The 18181-nt window shown below is 49.5% G+C and carries 17 protein-coding genes and 1 pseudogene; 9 read left to right on the top strand and 9 right to left on the bottom strand.

The window, feature by feature from the left end:
- Both KTH89_RS23970 and KTH89_RS23965 read right to left on the bottom strand, forming a co-directional pair.
- On the bottom strand, positions 1–223 hold a 223-nt coding region (locus KTH89_RS23970; protein WP_238723388.1), incomplete at its 3' end, for a hypothetical protein.
- 80 nt (positions 224–303) lie between these two features.
- Complete coding sequence (locus KTH89_RS23965) at positions 304–645, bottom strand: sensory rhodopsin transducer (RefSeq protein WP_158348726.1); 342 nt, start codon at positions 643–645, stop codon at positions 304–306.
- Between the two features lie 321 nt (positions 646–966).
- Here KTH89_RS23965 and KTH89_RS23960 point away from each other — a divergent pair, with 321 nt between their 5' ends.
- From KTH89_RS23960 to KTH89_RS23950, 3 genes are all read left to right on the top strand, one after another.
- On the top strand, positions 967–2034 hold the full coding sequence (locus KTH89_RS23960; RefSeq protein ID WP_238723387.1) for a LacI family DNA-binding transcriptional regulator: 1068 nt from the start codon (positions 967–969) through the stop codon (positions 2032–2034).
- A gap of 118 nt (positions 2035–2152) precedes the next feature.
- Positions 2153–3379 (top strand): L-rhamnose isomerase, encoded by a 1227-nt coding sequence (locus tag KTH89_RS23955; protein WP_158348728.1) that lies wholly within the window; start codon positions 2153–2155, stop codon positions 3377–3379.
- 119 nt (positions 3380–3498) lie between these two features.
- On the top strand, positions 3499–4461 hold the full coding sequence (locus tag KTH89_RS23950) for an aldo/keto reductase (RefSeq protein WP_238723386.1): 963 nt from the start codon (positions 3499–3501) through the stop codon (positions 4459–4461).
- 525 nt (positions 4462–4986) lie between these two features.
- On the opposite strand, the gene KTH89_RS23945 is transcribed toward KTH89_RS23950, so the two are convergent.
- On the bottom strand, positions 4987–5778 hold the full coding sequence (locus tag KTH89_RS23945) for a nitroreductase family protein (protein WP_238723385.1): 792 nt from the start codon (positions 5776–5778) through the stop codon (positions 4987–4989).
- A gap of 424 nt (positions 5779–6202) precedes the next feature.
- On the opposite strand from KTH89_RS23945, the gene KTH89_RS23940 reads away from it, so the two are divergent.
- The 4 genes from KTH89_RS23940 to KTH89_RS23925 all read left to right on the top strand — a co-directional run bounded on the left by KTH89_RS23940 (position 6203) and on the right by KTH89_RS23925 (position 11252).
- Positions 6203–8008 (top strand): sensor histidine kinase, encoded by a 1806-nt coding sequence (locus KTH89_RS23940; protein WP_238723384.1) that lies wholly within the window; start codon positions 6203–6205, stop codon positions 8006–8008.
- A gap of 176 nt (positions 8009–8184) precedes the next feature.
- Entirely contained in the window at positions 8185–9702 is a 1518-nt protein-coding gene (locus KTH89_RS23935; protein WP_158348732.1) for an FGGY-family carbohydrate kinase, read from the top strand.
- Positions 9703–9717: 15 nt separating this feature from the next.
- A complete protein-coding gene (locus tag KTH89_RS23930) occupies positions 9718–10560 on the top strand; it encodes an L-ribulose-5-phosphate 3-epimerase (protein ID WP_238723383.1) in 843 nt (280 codons plus the stop codon).
- Positions 10561–10565: 5 nt separating this feature from the next.
- Positions 10566–11252 (top strand): L-ribulose-5-phosphate 4-epimerase, encoded by a 687-nt coding sequence (locus tag KTH89_RS23925; protein WP_238723382.1) that lies wholly within the window; start codon positions 10566–10568, stop codon positions 11250–11252.
- A 125-nt stretch (positions 11253–11377) separates the two neighbouring features.
- Here KTH89_RS23925 and KTH89_RS23920 read toward each other — a convergent pair whose 3' ends face one another.
- From KTH89_RS23920 to KTH89_RS23895, 6 genes and pseudogenes are all read right to left on the bottom strand, one after another.
- A complete protein-coding gene (locus KTH89_RS23920; RefSeq protein WP_238723381.1) occupies positions 11378–11677 on the bottom strand; it encodes a hypothetical protein in 300 nt (99 codons plus the stop codon).
- Positions 11662–11988, bottom strand: coding sequence for a nucleotidyltransferase domain-containing protein (locus tag KTH89_RS23915; protein WP_238723380.1), 327 nt, complete (start codon positions 11986–11988; stop codon positions 11662–11664). Before KTH89_RS23915 ends, KTH89_RS23920 begins: the two co-directional genes overlap by 16 nt.
- A gap of 154 nt (positions 11989–12142) precedes the next feature.
- Positions 12143–14010, bottom strand: a pseudogene (locus KTH89_RS25165) (extracellular solute-binding protein).
- The gene (locus tag KTH89_RS23905) at positions 14007–14819 is read right to left on the bottom strand and encodes an ABC transporter permease (protein ID WP_238723379.1); all 813 of its coding nucleotides are present in this window, start codon (positions 14817–14819) and stop codon (positions 14007–14009) included. Before KTH89_RS23905 ends, KTH89_RS25165 begins: the two are co-directional and overlap by 4 nt.
- Positions 14812–15885 (bottom strand): ABC transporter ATP-binding protein, encoded by a 1074-nt coding sequence (locus tag KTH89_RS23900; protein WP_158348724.1) that lies wholly within the window; start codon positions 15883–15885, stop codon positions 14812–14814. Before KTH89_RS23900 ends, KTH89_RS23905 begins: the two co-directional genes overlap by 8 nt.
- A gap of 15 nt (positions 15886–15900) precedes the next feature.
- Complete coding sequence (locus tag KTH89_RS23895; protein ID WP_238723378.1) at positions 15901–16440, bottom strand: helix-turn-helix domain-containing protein; 540 nt, start codon at positions 16438–16440, stop codon at positions 15901–15903.
- Positions 16441–16680: 240 nt separating this feature from the next.
- Here KTH89_RS23895 and KTH89_RS23890 point away from each other — a divergent pair, with 240 nt between their 5' ends.
- Together KTH89_RS23890 and KTH89_RS23885 are read left to right on the top strand one after the other, a co-directional pair.
- The gene (locus KTH89_RS23890; RefSeq protein ID WP_158348722.1) at positions 16681–17736 is read left to right on the top strand and encodes a lactonase family protein; all 1056 of its coding nucleotides are present in this window, start codon (positions 16681–16683) and stop codon (positions 17734–17736) included.
- 51 nt (positions 17737–17787) lie between these two features.
- Complete coding sequence (locus KTH89_RS23885; RefSeq protein ID WP_158348721.1) at positions 17788–17976, top strand: (2Fe-2S)-binding protein; 189 nt, start codon at positions 17788–17790, stop codon at positions 17974–17976.
- Positions 17977–18181 lie beyond the last annotated feature (205 nt).

Raw genomic sequence — 18181 nt, 5'->3', positions numbered from 1 at the left:
ACCAGGAACACATGATGTGTTCCCGGTTCAGAGGCTCTTGCCCGTCGGACGTGAAGTCCGCCGTGCATCCTGAACCCGGCTTTCCGATTTCACTAAGCGTAGCCGCAGCCGCCCTATGCGCTCCCGGCGAGACACCAAAGCGCCCCGGAACCGGGATCATTCCCCGGCCCGGATACCGCCATGGCCGTTGGCCGCTGAGAAACGGGCGTACCGAAACGGGCATACCCAACCCCGGGAAGTACCGTTCCTGGCCTTGTGTGGGGGGAGCTGCTTCGTTTGGAGAAATGTGTTAAAAATTCGGATTTAGATTATTGCGGTCGCGATGGCCATCTCCGGCTGTGATGTGTCGACCCGGGTGTATTGGATCGTGATGTTTTTTTCGCATTCTACTACGGCCGCATATGGGGTGTCCTGAGGGACCGGGGTGCCGTCGGTGTTTTTTAGCTGATCCATGCGGATATGCAGGGTCCGCTCTGCTCCGACTTCTACACTGTAACCCGGGAGTTTGTCTCGATCCTCAAAGTAGAGGGTGATGTTAACTTTTACCGGGGTGTCGTTGGTGTTCAGGATGCAGATGGCTTCGTGACTTACGAAGACGCCGTTGCTTTTGGAATGCCAGAAGCAGTCAGGTATGTACCATTTCATGTTTTAATACCTCCTATGATTGCGGGGCTATTTTGGATAGTCCGGCTTTTTTTGTTAATCATAGTATAACGATGCAGGAAAACGTTGTCAAGAATGTTTGGGGGATAATTTATAGGGTGAACAGGAAAAAAAGGAGGAAATATTAGGGAATGTGTATAAAAAATTATGATATTCAGATTTGAAATGCAAAATAGTTGCAATATACTCCCCTAAAAAACATATTGACATTCTAAAAAACCGATGATAAAATTAGAAAAACAGGAAAACGTTTTCCGAGTTTTCCGATTTTTAAGAGACAGCGAGAAATTATAGGGAGCGGATATGGCAAATATTAAGGATGTGGCCCGACAGGCAGGCGTCAGTATCTCGACGGTATCCCGGGTAATCAATGATTCTAAAAGCGTCAGCTCGCCGCTGCGGGTGAAGGTGGAGAAGGCTATTGATGACCTTAATTACTCTACCAACAGTATCGCGCGGGGGCTTAAGAGCTCACAGACGAATAATATTGCGGTGATTTTGACTTCCGTATCACGGACATTTTTTTCCGGGGTGCTGGAGGGGATTAATAAAGAAGCGGATCAGGAGAAATATTCGGTTTTTATATCGGAGACGCACGACAGCATCGAGCGGGAGATCAAGCTGGTCCGGTCCTGCGCATCGCAGTGGGTGGATGGGATTATTCTGGCTTCCAGCGCCTATGGCAATGACATGAAGACCAGGAAATATATCGAATCCCTGAGCAGCCTGGAGAAAAAGGATAGCTGGATACCGGTGGTGACGCTTGAGTATCCCTGTGGGAATCCCGGTGTGGATGCGGTGGTCGTGGATCACAAGAAATCGGCATTCCGGGCGGTGGATTATCTGATTCGTGAGGTGGGGAGGAAGAACATTATTCATATTTCCCTTCCCTTCGAGCATTATATGGGGCAGCAGAGGATCGCCGGATACCGGGAAGCTTTGGAGAAAAACGGCCTCATTTACACGGAGGATCAGGTGCTGGAAGGAGATTATACCAGCTATTGCGGTTACACGCTGACCAAGGATCTGGTTCGGAGCGGGCAGCCCTTTGACGCGGTGTTCTGCGCCAACGACCAGATGGCGGTCGGTGTCCTGCAGGCGCTTGGAGAGCTGGGAATCCAGGTGCCGGAGCAGGTGGCGGTGATGGGAAATGATGATATTTTTGCCGCCTCTATCGTGAAACCGTCGCTTACTTCGATCCATGTGCCCCGCTTTGAGATGGGGGCGGCGGCTATGAAACATATGCTGGAGCTGATCCGGGAGGGAGAGCCGTCCGCGAAACGAAAAATTATAACGCTGGATACCGAAATTGTGGAACGGGAATCTACAAAACGCGGGTTAAAGAACAGCCTTCAATATCTGGACTGGTGATTTGCCGGGTTTAAAAACCCTGTAATAGAGGGAGGATGCGATGGTCTGTGCTGGGATACGCTGCGGTTATACCGGGACGTCCTCGAAGAAAGGTAAGAATAGAAAGGAGAAAAGGTAAATGAAACGAGTGGAAGAAAATTATCAGATGGCAAAAGAGCTGTATGCGCAAATGGGTGTGGATACGGATCAGGTGTTAAAAACCTTGAGCGAGGTGCCCATCAGTGTACATTGCTGGCAGATCGACGATCTGACCGGGTTTGAGAATCCCAACGCGGTATTGAGCGGGGGAATCGCTGCGATCGGAAACGCTCCCGGAAAGCCTGAGAGCAAAGAAGAGTTTATCGAGCAGCTGGATCAGGCTCTGGATATGATTCCCGGAAATACGAAATTGGCGTTGCACGCGGTATATCTGGATACCCAGGGTAAGAAAGTGGACCGGAATGAAATTCTGCCGGAGCATTTTGCAGGCTGGGTGGATTATGCGAAAAAGAGGGGGATTGGCCTCGATTTTAACCCGACTTATTTTTCCCATCCGATGTCAGATTCCGGATTTACCCTGGCCAGCAGTGACGAAGGGGTGAGAAATTTCTGGATCGAGCACGGGAAACGGTGCAGGAAGATCGGAGAGTATTTCGGTAAAGAACTGGGGCAGCCCTGTATCACGAACCACTGGATCGGCGACGGCTACAAAGACCATACCATCGACAAGGTAGCGCCCAGAATGCGGCTGAAGGATTCCCTGGATCAGATTTTTGCGGAGCCTATTGACTGGAAATACAATATCGACAGTGTGGAAAGTAAGCTGTTCGGGCTGGGCAGCGAGGCCTATGTTCCCGGCTCCCATGAATTTTACACGAACTATGTGATGACGCAGAAGAATTGTATCCTCTGTATGGACGCGGGGCATTTCCATCCCACGGAAACCGTATCGGCGAAGATTTCTTCCTATTTGGTGTTTGGCCAGGAACTGATGCTTCATGTGAGCCGGCCGGTGAGATGGGATAGCGATCACGTAGTGATGCTGGATGACGAGACAAAAGCGATCATGCAGGAGATCGTCCGGTATCAGGCTCTGGATAAAGTACATATTGGCCTGGATTTCTTCGATGCCAGTATCAATCGCGTGGCCGCTACGGTCATTGGCGCGCGAAACGCCAGAAAAGCGCTGCTGTACGCCCTGTTAGAGCCGTCCGAAGAGCTGATCCGGGTGGAACAGGAAGGCAATCTGACCAGAAGACTGGCTCTGAGCGAGGAAATGAAAACCATGCCGGCAGGACTCGTATGGGATATGTTCTGCGAAATGGAAGGCGTTCCCGGAACAGAGTGGCTGGATATCACGAAATAATATGCCGCGGTCCCGGATGGACGATAGATAGAGAGAAAAATAATGAGGTTGGACCAAAAGAGGTTCATCCACATAAATATGATAAATATGCGCGGGAAAACGCGCGGATGGAGGATAAAATGCAAAATAAAATAGTAATACCTCAAACAGATTTGTCCCTGTGCCCCATCGGCCTGGGTACGGTAGGAGCCGGCCTTGACTGGGACGGCGCGGACGCAGATCTTATTTTCAACACGTATATGGAGCTGGGCGGGAACCTGATCGATTCCGCGCACGTATATTCCGACTGGGTGAAGCCGGAGATCGCCAGAAGCGAGCGGGTTGTGGGAGACTGGCTTGAGAGAAGCAAAAAGAGACATGACATCGTGCTGATCACCAAAGGGGGGCATCCGGACATGACGGTGGAGACGCCCGACCTGCATAACAGCCGGATGAAGAAGTCCGATATGGAGAAGGATCTGAACGAATCCTTAAAGCAGTTACGAACCGACTATATTGACTTGTACTTCTACCACCGGGACGACACGGCGCAGCCGGTGGAAGATCTGATCGAAGTTATGCAGGGATTTGTGAAGGAAGGAAAGATCCGTTATTACGGATGCTCCAACTGGTCGGCGGCCAGAATGGCGGAAGCGGATGCTTACTGTAAGGCAAAGGGATACCGTGGTTTTGTGGCGAACCAGGCGCTTCTAAATATCGGTTCCAAATACATGAATCCTCTGGATGATGATACCATGTGCGCCATCGATGACGCTATGTATGAGTACCACAGGAAAACCCCGGAAAATCTGGCTATGCCTTATATGGGCGTATGCAGCGGATTCTTCCACTTATATGTAGCTAAGGGTGAAGATGCGGTAAAGAACAGCCCTTACTATACACCGGGGAATCTGGCAGTGGCGAAGAAAGTGAAAGCCCTTATGGAAAAATATGAGGCCAGCGTATCACAGGTGGTGCTGGGTTACTTCTATCAGCAGGATTTCGCGTGCCTGCCGCTGTATGGCCCCCAGAATGTGGAACAATTAAAGGATGCCATGGGAACGATGGATATCGCTTTCGTAAAAGAGGACTATGATCTGTAATAATAATTCAATTTGGTGACAGTATAAGGATTCCGGAGATTCCGGAACCGTAAGGTTTTCGTATGGAAGCATGGACTGTCGCACGAACTTTGCGCTCTTCCTGGGGCTTCGTATGCACGCTGCTTAGGGCTTGGAACCGCGGGCGGTATGGTATACGGGGACGCTCCGGGCGGCCGGGGTCTTTTGTATCTCCCTGGGAGCGCATAGGGCGGCTGAGAATACGCTTAGTGAAATCGGAAAGCCGGATTCAGGATGCACGGCGGACTTCACGTCCGACGGGCAAGAGCCTCTGAACCGGGAACACATCAGGTGTTCCTGGTGAATAGGCTCGGTTCCTGAATCCGGCTTTTCGATTTGACTTAGCGGATTCCAGCGCTAGCCCTCCGCGCTCCCAGGGAGATACAAAAGAACCCGGCCGCCCGGAGCGTCCCCGTATACCATACCGCCTGGGGTTCCAAGCCCTAAGCAGCGTGCATACGAAGCCCCAGGAAGAGCGCAAAGTTCGTGTGCCAGTCCCGGCTTCCCTTATTTCCAGATCACGTTGGCCGGTTTTCTGGGCGCGGTGCGCGCATAGGTGACATTGGGGTAGCCAAGCAGCATACAAGCCTTGATCTCCTTGCCTTCGATCCCAAGCCAGGCCTTTAGCGCCTGGTTCTCGTCGGCGATTCGGGCCAGATATCCGTTGTAGAGCATCCCCAGGCCCAGGGACACCGCCATCAATTCCATATTTTGCGCAGCCAGCCCGGCGTCCAATTTCCAATCGGAAGTGATGAAAACGACGACGGGAGCGTTGCGGAACAGGTAATCATCTGCCGGGTCGGTTTTTCGGCGCCGGTTAAAGACGGCATAGGGCAGCATATCCCGCGGAATGTCACGGAACTTAGCAGGCGCGGCCTGATCTATGTAGTCCCAGACCATGGCTTTTAGCTGGTTCAGGTTCTTTTGTATAAAAAGGAAATGACAGTCCTGATTATTTTTGGCTGTGGCCGTGTACCGCCCCGCCTGCAGAATCTGTTCCAACTTTTCCTGTTCTACCGGCGTTTGTATGTAATCGCGGATACTGCGGCGGAATTTGATTGTATGCAGCAGAGTCTGAGGATCGAGATGGAAGGTTTCCTTATTATAAGGTTCCACTTCATCCATGTCATATTCGGGAATGCGGACCGCATCGGCCGGACAGATGGCGACGCAGTGTCCGCATAAGATACATTCCCCTGACACGCGCGCTCTCTTATGATTCATTTCGATCATCTGCGCGATACAGTCCTTCGCACATTTTCCGCAGCCGATACATTTTGATTCGTCTATGGTTACCATTTTCTTACCTCCAGTAGTACTTTTAGATAAACAAGCGGCTTATTTCAGCCGCTTGCCCCAAAACCTAAGAAAGGATAGCAGCCGCAATATGTTGGCAATCGTCGAAACTCTTTTGTTTCAATATCCCAAAATCAATAAACTTTTCTGCCAATGCTATCTTTATCAGTCTCTAATTATATCACATTTGTAAAATCCAAAAAACATTATATTTTTCAAAATCCTATAAAACCCGTTTACCGTAAGCGTTCACCCGATGCTATCCGATACGTTTGTTAAGTCCGGTGGCGGGTGCGGATTGTAATTTGTAGAATTATCAGATATTATGGTATAAATAAGAGAAAATCCGTATCAGTTATTGCAGCCGGGAAAGCGTATGACAGAGCTGGTTCATCTGATCATAAGCCGGTAAAAGAAATGAGGGGCCATGAAGGGGAAAATTAAGGTTATCCCGATAATATTGGGAATATTAATTGTAATCACCGTACTGCTGTCCTTTAAAATGTTCAGGCAGACGATGGAATATGATGACAAAAACCGGGTGGAATTCGGAGATCTATACCCGGTCCAAATCGATGGAATGTACAGTGAAGAGGGGGGACCCTGGAAACCGCTCACCCGGGAGACGGAATTCGATATTCTTTCTTACCGGGACATCACGGTGCGGGGACATTTCAACAGGGATGTACCGAAGGGCGAAAAACTGTTTTTAAAGATTGAACTGGTCCATGCCGCACTTCGGGTGAACGGGCAGGAACTGTTAAATATCAGCCGGGATGCAGAGAACGGTAACCCGTTTAAGGCCAGGGGATATTTTTGGGTGGCGGTCGAATCGCCAGGGATCACCACCGAGGATACGGTAGAACTGAATTTTGGAAACTTCTACTGGAACGGTTATAAATCCCAGTTTGATGAGCTGCTTTGGAATATGAAGGCGGGGGAAGAACTGGCGCTGCTGAAGGATGCCCTCCGGCAGGACGCGGGAATTCTGGTAATCGGCCTGGTGTTTTCCGGTCTCACCCTGTTTCTGCTCATTGGCGCGCTGTTATGTACAGTGCTTCGAATTCAGGGGGCTGTAAAGTTTCTATGGCTTGGGCTGGTCACACTTTCCTCGGTTCTGTGGTTCTGGACGCTCTCACCGGCGTTGGCCTTTGCCTTTCCCTGGCCGGTTTCTTTGGGCGTCCTATATGTAGTATCTATCCAGGGGATCGCCATATTCGTGATTTTATTTATCTTCAGCAATGTTTCCGGATGGCGGAAAAAGGCCATGCTCATCTGCCTTTGCAGTCTGTTGGCGGAGCTGATCAAAGATATTGTTATGTATCAGGCGGGAATCGTGGATATCTATGATTCGATCAACTTCTCCATGGTGATCGATCTGGGAGCAGCCGTATGCAGCCTCATCTGCCTGTTCTACGAGTGCTATTGGCTGAAAAAGCAGGAAATCAGGTGCCTGCTACGGGCAATGCTTCCGTTGGCGGCAGGCGGTATTCTGGAACTGGTGAATGGTTATGTACAGTTCACGGTAGAAGCGGTCTGCTGGGGCATCGGTCTCGTGATCTTCACCATCTTAGAAGGAATTAACACCCTGTTATGGGTAAGGCAAAAAAGTGAAAGCGAGAAACAAATATTAAAACTGGAAAATGAAATGACCCAGACCCGGATATCCAGCATGCTAAGCCAGATCCAGCCGCACTTTTTATTCAACGCCCTGACGACGATCCGGTATCTGTGTGACTATCAGCCGGAAAAAGCATCCGTGGCCGTGGATGACTTTTCCCAGTACTTAAGAGGCAATATGGTATCCCTCACCCAGAAGGCCCCGGTCACCTTCGATCAGGAGTTAGACCACCTGAAGCATTACCTGTCGCTTGAGCAGATGCGGTTTGAAAATATAACAGTTATCTATGGTCTCAAAGCCACCGGATTCTTATTGCCGGTTCTGACCATACAGCCCCTGGTCGAAAACGCGATCCGCCACGGGATCACAAAACGGGAGGAGGGCGGTACCATCACCTTGTCTACCCGCGAGGACGAGAACCATTGGACGATCCAAATCAAAGACGACGGAATCGGTTTTGATCCCGAAGAAGAAAAAAAGGACGGACGAATCCACGTGGGCATCCAAAATGTCAGACGCAGGATAGCGGACATGTGCGGTGGAAGCCTTCAAGTGGAAAGTACCCCTGGCGTTGGTACAACGGTGACGATTGTGCTGCCGAGAAATCCTTAAGGCAGCATGATAAAAGCGCAATTTTGCAGATCATAAGCTGAGAAAATGATCAGAATTGTGATCCGGCGGAAAAATTGTTATTTGGTATTGGAACATTTCTTAAGGAATGGTATAATAGTAGGCGGTTGGACAAACGTTTTCCAATCGCTGATTAAAAATAAAAGGAGTTGTGAAGCATGAGATATTTGATGGGGATTGACAACGGAGGAACCTTCTCCAAAGCCGCCATATTTGACGAAGATGGAAAGCAGATTTCTGTGGCCAGCGTTCCCACGGTCACGATCACGCCGAAGCCCGGATATACGGAAAGAGATATGGAAGAGCTCTGGGAAGTAAACGCTCAGGCGATTCGCAATGCGATTGAGAAAAGCGGACTGGACCCGAAGGAGATCGCGGGCGTATCCCTGACCGGACATGGCAAAGGCCTTTATATGGTAGATGAAAATGGAAAACCGTCCTATAACGGCATCGTCTCTACGGATTCCAGAGCCTGGAAGTATATTGAGAAGTGGTCCCAGGACGGAACCAAGGAGAAGGTATTTGAAAAGTCTATTCAGGACATCCTGGCCTGTCAGCCTGTCAGCCTGCTGGCCTGGTTTAAGGATCATCACCCGGAAGTGCTTCAGAAGACCAAATACATATTCGCAGTGAAGGATTATATCCGTTTTATGCTGACCGGAGAGGCTTATGCGGAGTATACGGATTTCTCCGGGGCGAACCTAGTGAATCTGCATACCCTTGCTTATGATAAGGAACTGTTGGGATACTTCGGCCTGGAAGAGATCTATGATAAGTTGCCCCCTCTTCGCTACGCGTCGGATGTCTGCGGCACGGTTACGAAGGAAGTCAGTGAAAAGACCCTGCTTCCGGAGGGAATCCCCGTTGCGGCCGGTATGTTCGATGTGAATGCCTGCGGTATCGCTTCCGCACTTTCCGACGAGGATCAGATGTGCATGATCGCCGGCACCTGGAGCATCAATGAGTTTATCGCCAAAGAGCCGGTCACGAACGGGACGGTGTCTTTGAATTCCATGTTCTGTATCCCGGGATATTTCCTGGTGGAGGAGAGCAGCCCTACGTCGGCCGGCAACATGGAGTGGTTTATCCGCAACCTGATGTCCTATGAGAAGGCGGAGGCCAAGGAACAAGGCGGGTCCGTCTATGATATTACGAACGAATGGGTGGCCTCTATCGAGCCCCAGGATAATAACGTGATCTTCCTACCGTTCCTGAACGGTTCCAATGAAGATCCGACCGCCAAGGGAACCTTCATCGGGCTTAGCGCTTATCACTCCAAGAAGCATATGCTGCGGGCGGTCTATGAGGGAATCGTATTCTCCCATCTGACCCATGTAAAGAAACTGCTGCGCAACCGCGAAGTGCCCAAGTCTATCCGGCTGGCCGGCGGCGCCGCCAATTCCGACGTGTGGGTACAGATCTTTGCGGACGCCCTTCAGATCCCGGTAGATGTGATCGAAGATAAAGAGCTGGGCGCGCAGGGATGCGCCATGGCAGCCGGTATCGCGGCCGGAATCTATAAGGATTACCCGGACGCCATCGCCCGCACGGTGAATATTACGAAGACCGTGCAGCCCCGCCCTGAGTACAAGGCAATCTATGAGGAGAAGTACGCGAATTACCGGAAAGTCATCGAAAGCTTAAGCGGAGCATGGAAATGCTTCGAAAACGAATAATATGGAGGAACAGTATTGAAAGCGTATACCTTAGGACTTTATGAAAAATCCATGCCCAATACCCTGACCTGGAAAGAAAAACTTCTGGAGGCCCGGGAAGCGGGATTTGATTTTGTGGAAATCAGCATTGACGAGACCGACGAAAAACTGGACCGGCTGAACTGGACGAAAGAAGAGCGGCTGGAGCTGGTAAAGATTATGTACGAAGTCGGCGTCCCGATCCGAACCATGTGCTTAAGCGGCCACCGCAAATACCCCATTGGCAGCAACGATGAGGCTACCTGCCGCCGCGGGATGGAGATCATGGAGAAGGCGATAGAGCTGGCGGAGGATCTGGGCATCCGGATCATCCAGCTGGCCGGTTACGATGTATATTATGAGGAATCCACTCCGGAATCCGTGGAGCGTTTTGGGAAAAACCTGGCAACAGCAACCATGATGGCGGCGCGCGCCGGCGTTACCCTGGGCTTTGAGACCATGGAGACCGAGTTTATGAATACGGTGGAGAAGGCCATGAAATATGTGAAACTGGTCAACAACACCTATCTGAACGTTTATCCGGACGCCGGAAATATTACCAACGCCGCGGTTATGTACCATACCGATGTGCTGGAGGATTTGAGAACCGGAGAAGGCCATCTGGTAGCCATGCATTTAAAAGAGACGGTTCCGGGCAAGTTTCGGGAGATTCCCTTTGGAACGGGCCATGTGGATTTTGAGAGCATGGTGCACGAGGCTTGGAAGCTGGGTATCCGCAAGTTTGTGACCGAGTTCTGGTACACGGGCAGCGATGCCTGGAGAGAAGATCTGAAGTTCGCTCATGATATGATGAGTGCAATTATAGAAAAGGAGAGATAAGAGAGATGTTAGAAGCTTTAAAACAACAGGTATTTGAACAAAATATGGAACTGCCGAAAAGAGGGCTGGTTACCTATACATGGGGAAATGTCAGCGGATTTGACAATGAGACCGGTTATTTCGTCATCAAACCCAGCGGCATTGACTACGACGTGCTGAAACCGGAAGATATGGTGGTTATGGACCTTGAGGGCAATAAAATCGAGGGAAAATACAAACCCTCTTCTGATACACCGACCCACATCGAGCTGTACAAGGCTTTCAAAGTAGGCGGCGTGGTTCACACCCATTCTCCCTGGGCTACTTCCTGGGCACAGGCCGGACGCAGCATTCCCTGCTACGGAACCACCCATGCGGATTATTTTTACGGCCCGGTTCCCTGCGCCAGAAGCCTGACGGCAGAGGAGATCAGCGAAGCCTATGAGAAAAACACCGGCCTGGTGATCGTGGAAACCTTCAAAGATCTGAACCCGGATTATGTACAGGCGGTGCTCTGCACCAACCACGGTACCTTTACCTGGGGCAAAGACGCGGACGAGGCGGTACATAACGCAGTGGTGCTGGAGGAAGTGGCGAAGATGGCCTGCCGTACCGAGATGATCAGACCGGACGTAAAACCCGCTCCCGATGTGATCAAAGAGAAACATTTCATGAGAAAACATGGAGCAAACGCTTATTACGGACAGATCTGACGTAAGCGACATTCTTTTTCACGTCGTGAGGTCTTTCTTTTAGAAATGAATAGATCCCCCCAAATGGCGCAGTATATAACGACATTTGGGGGGATGTTTTATGAGCTGCGGTTTTATCACATAGATTACATTTTCTCCCATCTATCCGCTAAATAGGGAGCGAACTCATTTAGGACAATACTTGCCTTTTTTAACTGTTCAGCTGCCATTAATTCGGACACAATAAAAAAGTCCTGGTAGTCCACCTTTTCCCTTAGACGAAATGAGGTGTCCAGAATTTTGGATAACGATTTATTAAAGATACCACCTTTTACATAGGTACGGTTGAAATAGGCTATGACACCTAATAAAATAGCAGCTGTTTCCAGATCCTCCTGGGCTCTCTGAAATCTATATTGAGAAAGTTCTTTTAAGCTGCCTTCCATAGAACGATCCCCTCCCTTTCAACATTTGCATAAAAGGGCAATACATGCATCCATTTTTGATACAGTTCGATATCAATATCAATTACAGAAAACACTCTGTCATATTTTAAATTCATTTCAACGATAAAATCGGATAATTTGTCCTCTGTTATCGCATCTAATTTCCCTTTCATCAAAAGCGCAATATCAACATCGGAATCATCCGTATTTGTCCCTCTGGCAACAGAACCATATAATATAATTTTATTTACTGAACTTGTCAAGATCTCTAATATACCGGCAACCAATTCATCGTATACAGCCTGATTCATCGAAAGACCACCTCCTGCGCTTCCTTTTCTTTAGAGATATATCCGGAGTATAATTTAATCATACCCTAACGTATGAAAAACAGCAACAACAAAAATATGGCCCAAAGATCTGCAAAATTGTAATTTTACAGATCTTATGAGCCACTTATAACCATTACTCAGAAGTCCCGGCAGCCTGCACCTCACGCCAGATCTCGTTATAATACTCATCCGCTTCTTCGCCCAGATAGTGGAAGGTGGTACAGTTGGTATACTGTTCCGGGTCGGGGAAAGCAAGGGGGCTGTTTAACAGATATTCGTCCTCCACATACTCCTTCACGCCCTCCACGGGAGAATAGTAAGTGATGTATTCAAAGTTTTTGGCTGCGATATCAGGACGGCAGAGGAAATCCAGGAACTTTTCGGCGTTCTCTTTATTTTCCGCGTTCTTCGGGATGACCCAGGAATCGATCCAGATGTTGGAACCTTCCTTGGGAACCACGTAATCCAGATCCGGATTCTGCTGCTGGCATACCAGCGCCTCGCCGGAATAGATCACGCCCAGGGCTGCCTCGCCGCCGATCATCTTATCGCGCACCTGGTCGATGACATAGGCCTGGACCAGAGGTTTCTGATCGATCAGCGTCTGCTTGGCTTCCTGCAGCTCGGCCTCGTCTGTGGAGTTGATGGAGTAGCCCAGACGGGAGAGCGCCACCATGAAGGCATCCCGCACACTGTTCTGCATCAGGATATTATCCTTATATTTTTCGTCCCACAGGATATCCCAGCTGTCTACCGGTTCGGACACCATGGTCTTATTATAGAGAATCCCCACCGTGCCCCACATATAGGGAACGGAGTATTTATTTTCCGGGTCAAATTCTTTGGATTTCTCCATGAACATGCTGCCGATGTTTTTCGTGTTTGGCATGTTGTCAAAGTTCAGTTCGGCCAGCAGGTCATTTTCCAGCATCTTCTGAATCATATAGTCTGAGGGACAGACAAGGTCATAGGCGACCGCTCCGGCGTCCACCTTCGGATACATGATTTCATTGGTTTCAAATTCATCGTAAACGACTTTGATTCCGGTTTCTTCTTCAAATAAAGTTAAAACATCGGGATCCATATATTCGCCCCAGTTGTAGACGACAACTTTTCCGTTGGACCCTTCGGATTTGCTGCCGCAGCCGGCCAGGATGCCGGGAATCAGAGCCATGATAAGAATGGCGGTTAATACTTTTTTCATAGATAGTCCTCCTCTTAAACTGCAGATTTTTGTGGCTTTTTGCGGGACGGCCGGTTGATGATGAGCAACAGCAGCAGTACCGAAACAAACATAATTGTCGACAATGCATACATTTCCGGCTTGATGCCTTTTCGGACTTCGGCATAGATCTTTGTGGACAGGGTATCCACACCGGCGCCCTTTACAAAATGGGTAATGACAAAGTCATCCAGCGACATGGTAAAGGACAACAGAAAACCGGAGAGCACGCCCGGCAGGATATCCGGGAAAACCACCTTAAAAAACGCCTTTACCGGAGAGGCGCCCAGATCCATGGCGGCCTCGTAGGTGGCTTTGTCTGTCTGCCTTAGCTTTGGCATGACGCTTAATATGACATAAGGGATATTAAAAGTAATATGTCCCAGCAAAATGGTCATAAAACCAAAGTTAACCCCAAAGGCGATGAACAAAAGCATCAGGGAGATACCGGTTACGATCTCGGCGTTTAACATGGGGATGTTGGTAATTCCCATCCACACCATCCGGCTTTTCTTCTTCATGGCGTGAATCCCGATACAGGCGGCAGTGCCCAGAACCGTGGCGAACAGAGCCGATAAAAGGCCGATGGCCAGCGTATTGTACAGCGCGGACATGATCTGTTCATTCCGAAACAGCTGCACATACCATTTGGTGGAGAAGCCGTCCCATTTGGTCCTGAATTTGGAACCGTTAAAAGACAGTACCATCAATGTGACGATGGGGGCATATAAAAATACAAATATCAAAGCGAGATAAATCCGCTGAGCGGTTTTTTTCATAGTACGGCCCCCTCTCCATCCCGGTCATATTTATTTGTGATGAACATGCTGATGATAATGAAAATCATCAGAACGATGGACAGGCCGCTGCCCACATGCCAGTTGTTGACCTGCTTGAATTCCTGTTCAATGACATTTCCGATCAGCAGGATCTTGCCTCCGCCCAACAGATCGGAGATGACGAAGGTGGTGAGCGAGGGGACGAATACCATGGTAATGCCGCTGATGACTCCGGGAAGGCTCAGCGGGAAGATGATCTTCACAAAGGTGGTGAAGCCGTTGGCCCCCAGGTCCCTTGCGGCGTGAACCACGTTGGGATCGATCTTCACCAGCACATTATAGATCGGCAATACCATAAAGGGGAGGAAATTATATACCATACCCAGAACGATAGCCGTGGGCGTGTTGATAATATTTAACGGGGGCAGATGGAGAAGCCCAAGCAGCTGGTTGATTACTCCGGTTTTCTCCAGCAGTGTCTGCCAGGCCATGGTGCGCAGCAGGAAATTCATCCACATGGGAAGGATAAAAATCAGCACGATAAAGCTGTTCTGATTTACCTTCAGGTTGTTTAAAATCATGGCCAGCGGATAGGCCAGAATCAGACAGATCACTGTGCTAAGAAGGGACAGGCCAAGCGCCAGCACCAGCGATTTCAACGCCTCGGGTGAAGAGATCGACGCGATGTTGGACAAAGTGAAGCTGCCGTTTTTATCCGTCAGGCCATAATAAAATACCATGGCCAGGGGGATTAGAATAAAGGCTATGGCCCAGAGCATGTAAGGGCCTGCAATTAATTTTTTACGCATCGGTAACTACGGCCTCCTCATCCTCAGATTCCGGCTTATTCATGATCTGGATGTTAAAGGGATCCACGCTGATGCCTACGTTGGTGCCCACCGGATACATCCCGGTGCTATGTACCAGCCAGGTATAGCCGCAGGCTTCCACTTCCATTTCATAATGTACGCCTTTAAATATCACATTGGAGACGACTCCCTGTATCGTGCCTTCTTCCGGCTTGACCAGGCAGATATCCTCCGGGCGGATGACCACGTCCACCGGCTTGTGATTGCCGAAGCCTTCGTCCACGCAGGCGAAACGGGTACCCAGTATTTCCACCAGCCGGTCCTCGATCATGAGGGAATCGATAATGTTGCTGTCTCCGATGAAGTCCGCCACAAAAGCGTTCTGCGGCTCATTGTAGATATCCTCCGGAGTTCCGATCTGCTGGATGTAGCCCTGATTCATGACCACGATGGTGTCGGACATGGTGAGGGCTTCCTCCTGATCGTGGGTGACATAGATAAAGGTAATACCCAGTTCGTTCTTCAGACGGATCAGCTCATACTGCATATCCTGGCGAAGCTTTAAGTCCAATGCCCCAAGCGGCTCGTCTAAGAGCAGCACCTTCGGCTCATTGACGATGGCGCGGGCGATGGCGACACGCTGCTGCTGGCCGCCGCTTAAGGAATCCGGATAACGGTTCTCGAAGCCCTGCAGATTCACAAGCTTCAGGGCATACTTGATTTTATCCATGATGTAATCTTTGCTTTTTTTCTTGATCTTCAATCCGAACGCAATATTTTCCGCGATACTCATGTGGGTGAAGAGCGCGTATTTTTGAAATACGGTGTTTAACTGACGTTTGTTCGGCGGCAGATTCGTAATATCCGTTCCGTTAAAGAGCACCCGTCCCTTATCCGGAGTTTCAAAGCCTCCCAGAATCCGGAGGGTAGTCGTCTTTCCGCAGCCGCTGGGTCCCAATAAGGTCAGAAATTCATTTTCCCGTATATACAGGTTCAGATCATCCAGCACGATCTCTTTATCAAATGTCTTCGTAATACCCTGCAAATCAATCAACTTATGACTCATATCGATCCTCCTGTGTTAGAAACTGGGCGGTGAGCTGACCCAGAGAATAATGGCCCCGGTTTTCGGGCTGGCGGTGATGTAATGCTTGGAACTGGGAATATAATAAAAGGATTCCCCTTTTTTCGCTTTATATTTTTTATTTCCGATGTGGATCGTGATGCTGCCCTGAAGGACGTATCCGAATTCTTCCCCCTCATGGGGATTATCAGGATAAGTGGAACCGCCGGGCTTTAGAGTCAGGCGTATGGGCTCCATAATATTTTTCTGCGCGTTCGGTATGATCCACTCGATCTTATTGAGAAGTTCCGGATCTGTCTTTTCAAAATAGTCCGCATCATGAAAGACCACCTGCTCATCCGCGGTATCATTAAAGAAATCCTTCAAATCCGTGCCCAGGCACTGGAGGATATCAACCAGTGTGGCGATGGAAGGGGAGGTCAGATCCCGCTCGATCTGGGAGATAAAGCCCTTCGATAACTCCGCTCTGTCCGCCAGTTCTTCCTGGGTTAAGCCCTTACCGATCCGCAGTTCTTTTATCTTATTTCCGATCTCCATGACCATACTCCTTTTCTTTTGGAAAAACAGTAAAAATAAACAAAAAGTTTACAAATGCTAAACGCGGCATCAGCTATCATTATACACGTTTTTATACTACTGTCAATCAAAATTTTCGTCATTTTTCTACGAAGTTTCCGGGATTCAAATTTCCCTATTCTTTTCGAAATTTCTGTGGTAAAATATGTAGAAGATTGAGAGATTATTTTGCAGTCAAGCCATAAGAGGAGGACATAAAATATGAAGAAAGATAAATATGTGGCATATGTGGGTACCTACACGCACGGAAGCAGTATCGGCATCCATCTGTATGATCTGGATGTGGAGGCCGGCAGAATGACGGAGCGTAAAGTGATTCCGATCAACAATTCTTCCTATGTTATAAAATCTCATAATGGAAAGTATCTGTACTCGATCGCGGATGAAGGCGTGGAAGCTTTCAAAATTCTGCCGGACGGGGATCTGGAACCGATTAATAATGCGGCGACCGGAGGTATGCGGGGCTGTTTCCTGGCCACCGATCAAAAAGACCGTTTCCTGTTTGTGGCCGGGTATCACGACGGCCGGGTATCGGTGCTGCATTTGAACGAGGACGGAAGCGTGGGAGACATTGCGGACGGCATATTCCATCAGGGCCTTGGCGGTCTGGCGGAGCGCAACTTCAGGCCTCATGTGAATTGTGTGGCCATGACTCCGGATGAAAAATATCTGTGTGCGGTGGATCTGGGTGTGGATCAGGTGAAAATATATAAGCTGGACCATAACACAGGACGGATCAAGCTGATCGACATTCTGCGCTGTGAACTGGAAAGCGCGCCTACCAGGCTGCTGTTCAGCCCGGATGGCCGGTTCGCTTATTTGATCTGCGAACTTAAGAATTATATCAACGTCTATACATACAACGGAACAGGCAAAAGCCCCAAATTTGAGCTGATACAGACGATCTCCACGTTGAACAAAAAATACGAGCGCGGCAGCGCGGCCTGCGCCCTGCGGTTTTCGCCGGACGGGAACTATCTGATCTGTTCCAATGCGGGAGACGACAGCGTGGGGATGTATAAGGTGAATCATGAGACCGGAGAGCTGGAGAAGATCTGCATCCTTCCGATCAGCGGGGACTATCCCAAAGACATCGCCATCTTCCCGGACGGACGGCATCTGATCTCCTTGAATCATGAATCGGACTCCATTACGTTCTTTACCGTGGATTACGAGCAGGGAACGCTGGTGATGAATGGGAAGGAAGTAAAGGTGGATACGCCCAACTGTGTGTTGATTTCAAAAATCGGAGAATAGCCGGTATCATTTTCCTACTTCTGGGAACAATGGAAGCAGGAGGCGATACTTATGGATATGAATAAAACAGTTTGTACCTGCTATGGGGTTACCATCGGCGATCTGAAAGAAGCGATCGAGAACGGGGCCGGCTCCTTTGACGAGGTACAGGAAATCACGAATGTGTCTACAGCCTGCGGCTCCTGTGAGGAATACGCCAGGAATGTGGTGGAAGAATTGCTGAAAGAGCAGGATAGTTAAAAGGGGACATGTCCAATTCGATCCGGTTCTTCCTCGGGCTTTTAGGTATGCCCGCGGCTTAAGGACGGGAGTGTGGCGGTGCCCCGGAATGCTCCGGGCAGCCGGATTCTTTTGTGTCTCCCCGGGAGCGCGGAGGGCTTGCGCTGGCTCCCGCTAAGTGGAATCGAAAAGCCGGGTTCAGGAACCGAGCCTATTCACCAGGAAC

Source organism: Diplocloster agilis (genome assembly GCF_019042275.1).
In the GTDB taxonomy this organism is placed as follows: Bacteria; Bacillota; Clostridia; order Lachnospirales; family Lachnospiraceae; genus Diplocloster; species Diplocloster agilis.
This window is presented reverse-complemented; position numbering and strand designations above follow the sequence as displayed.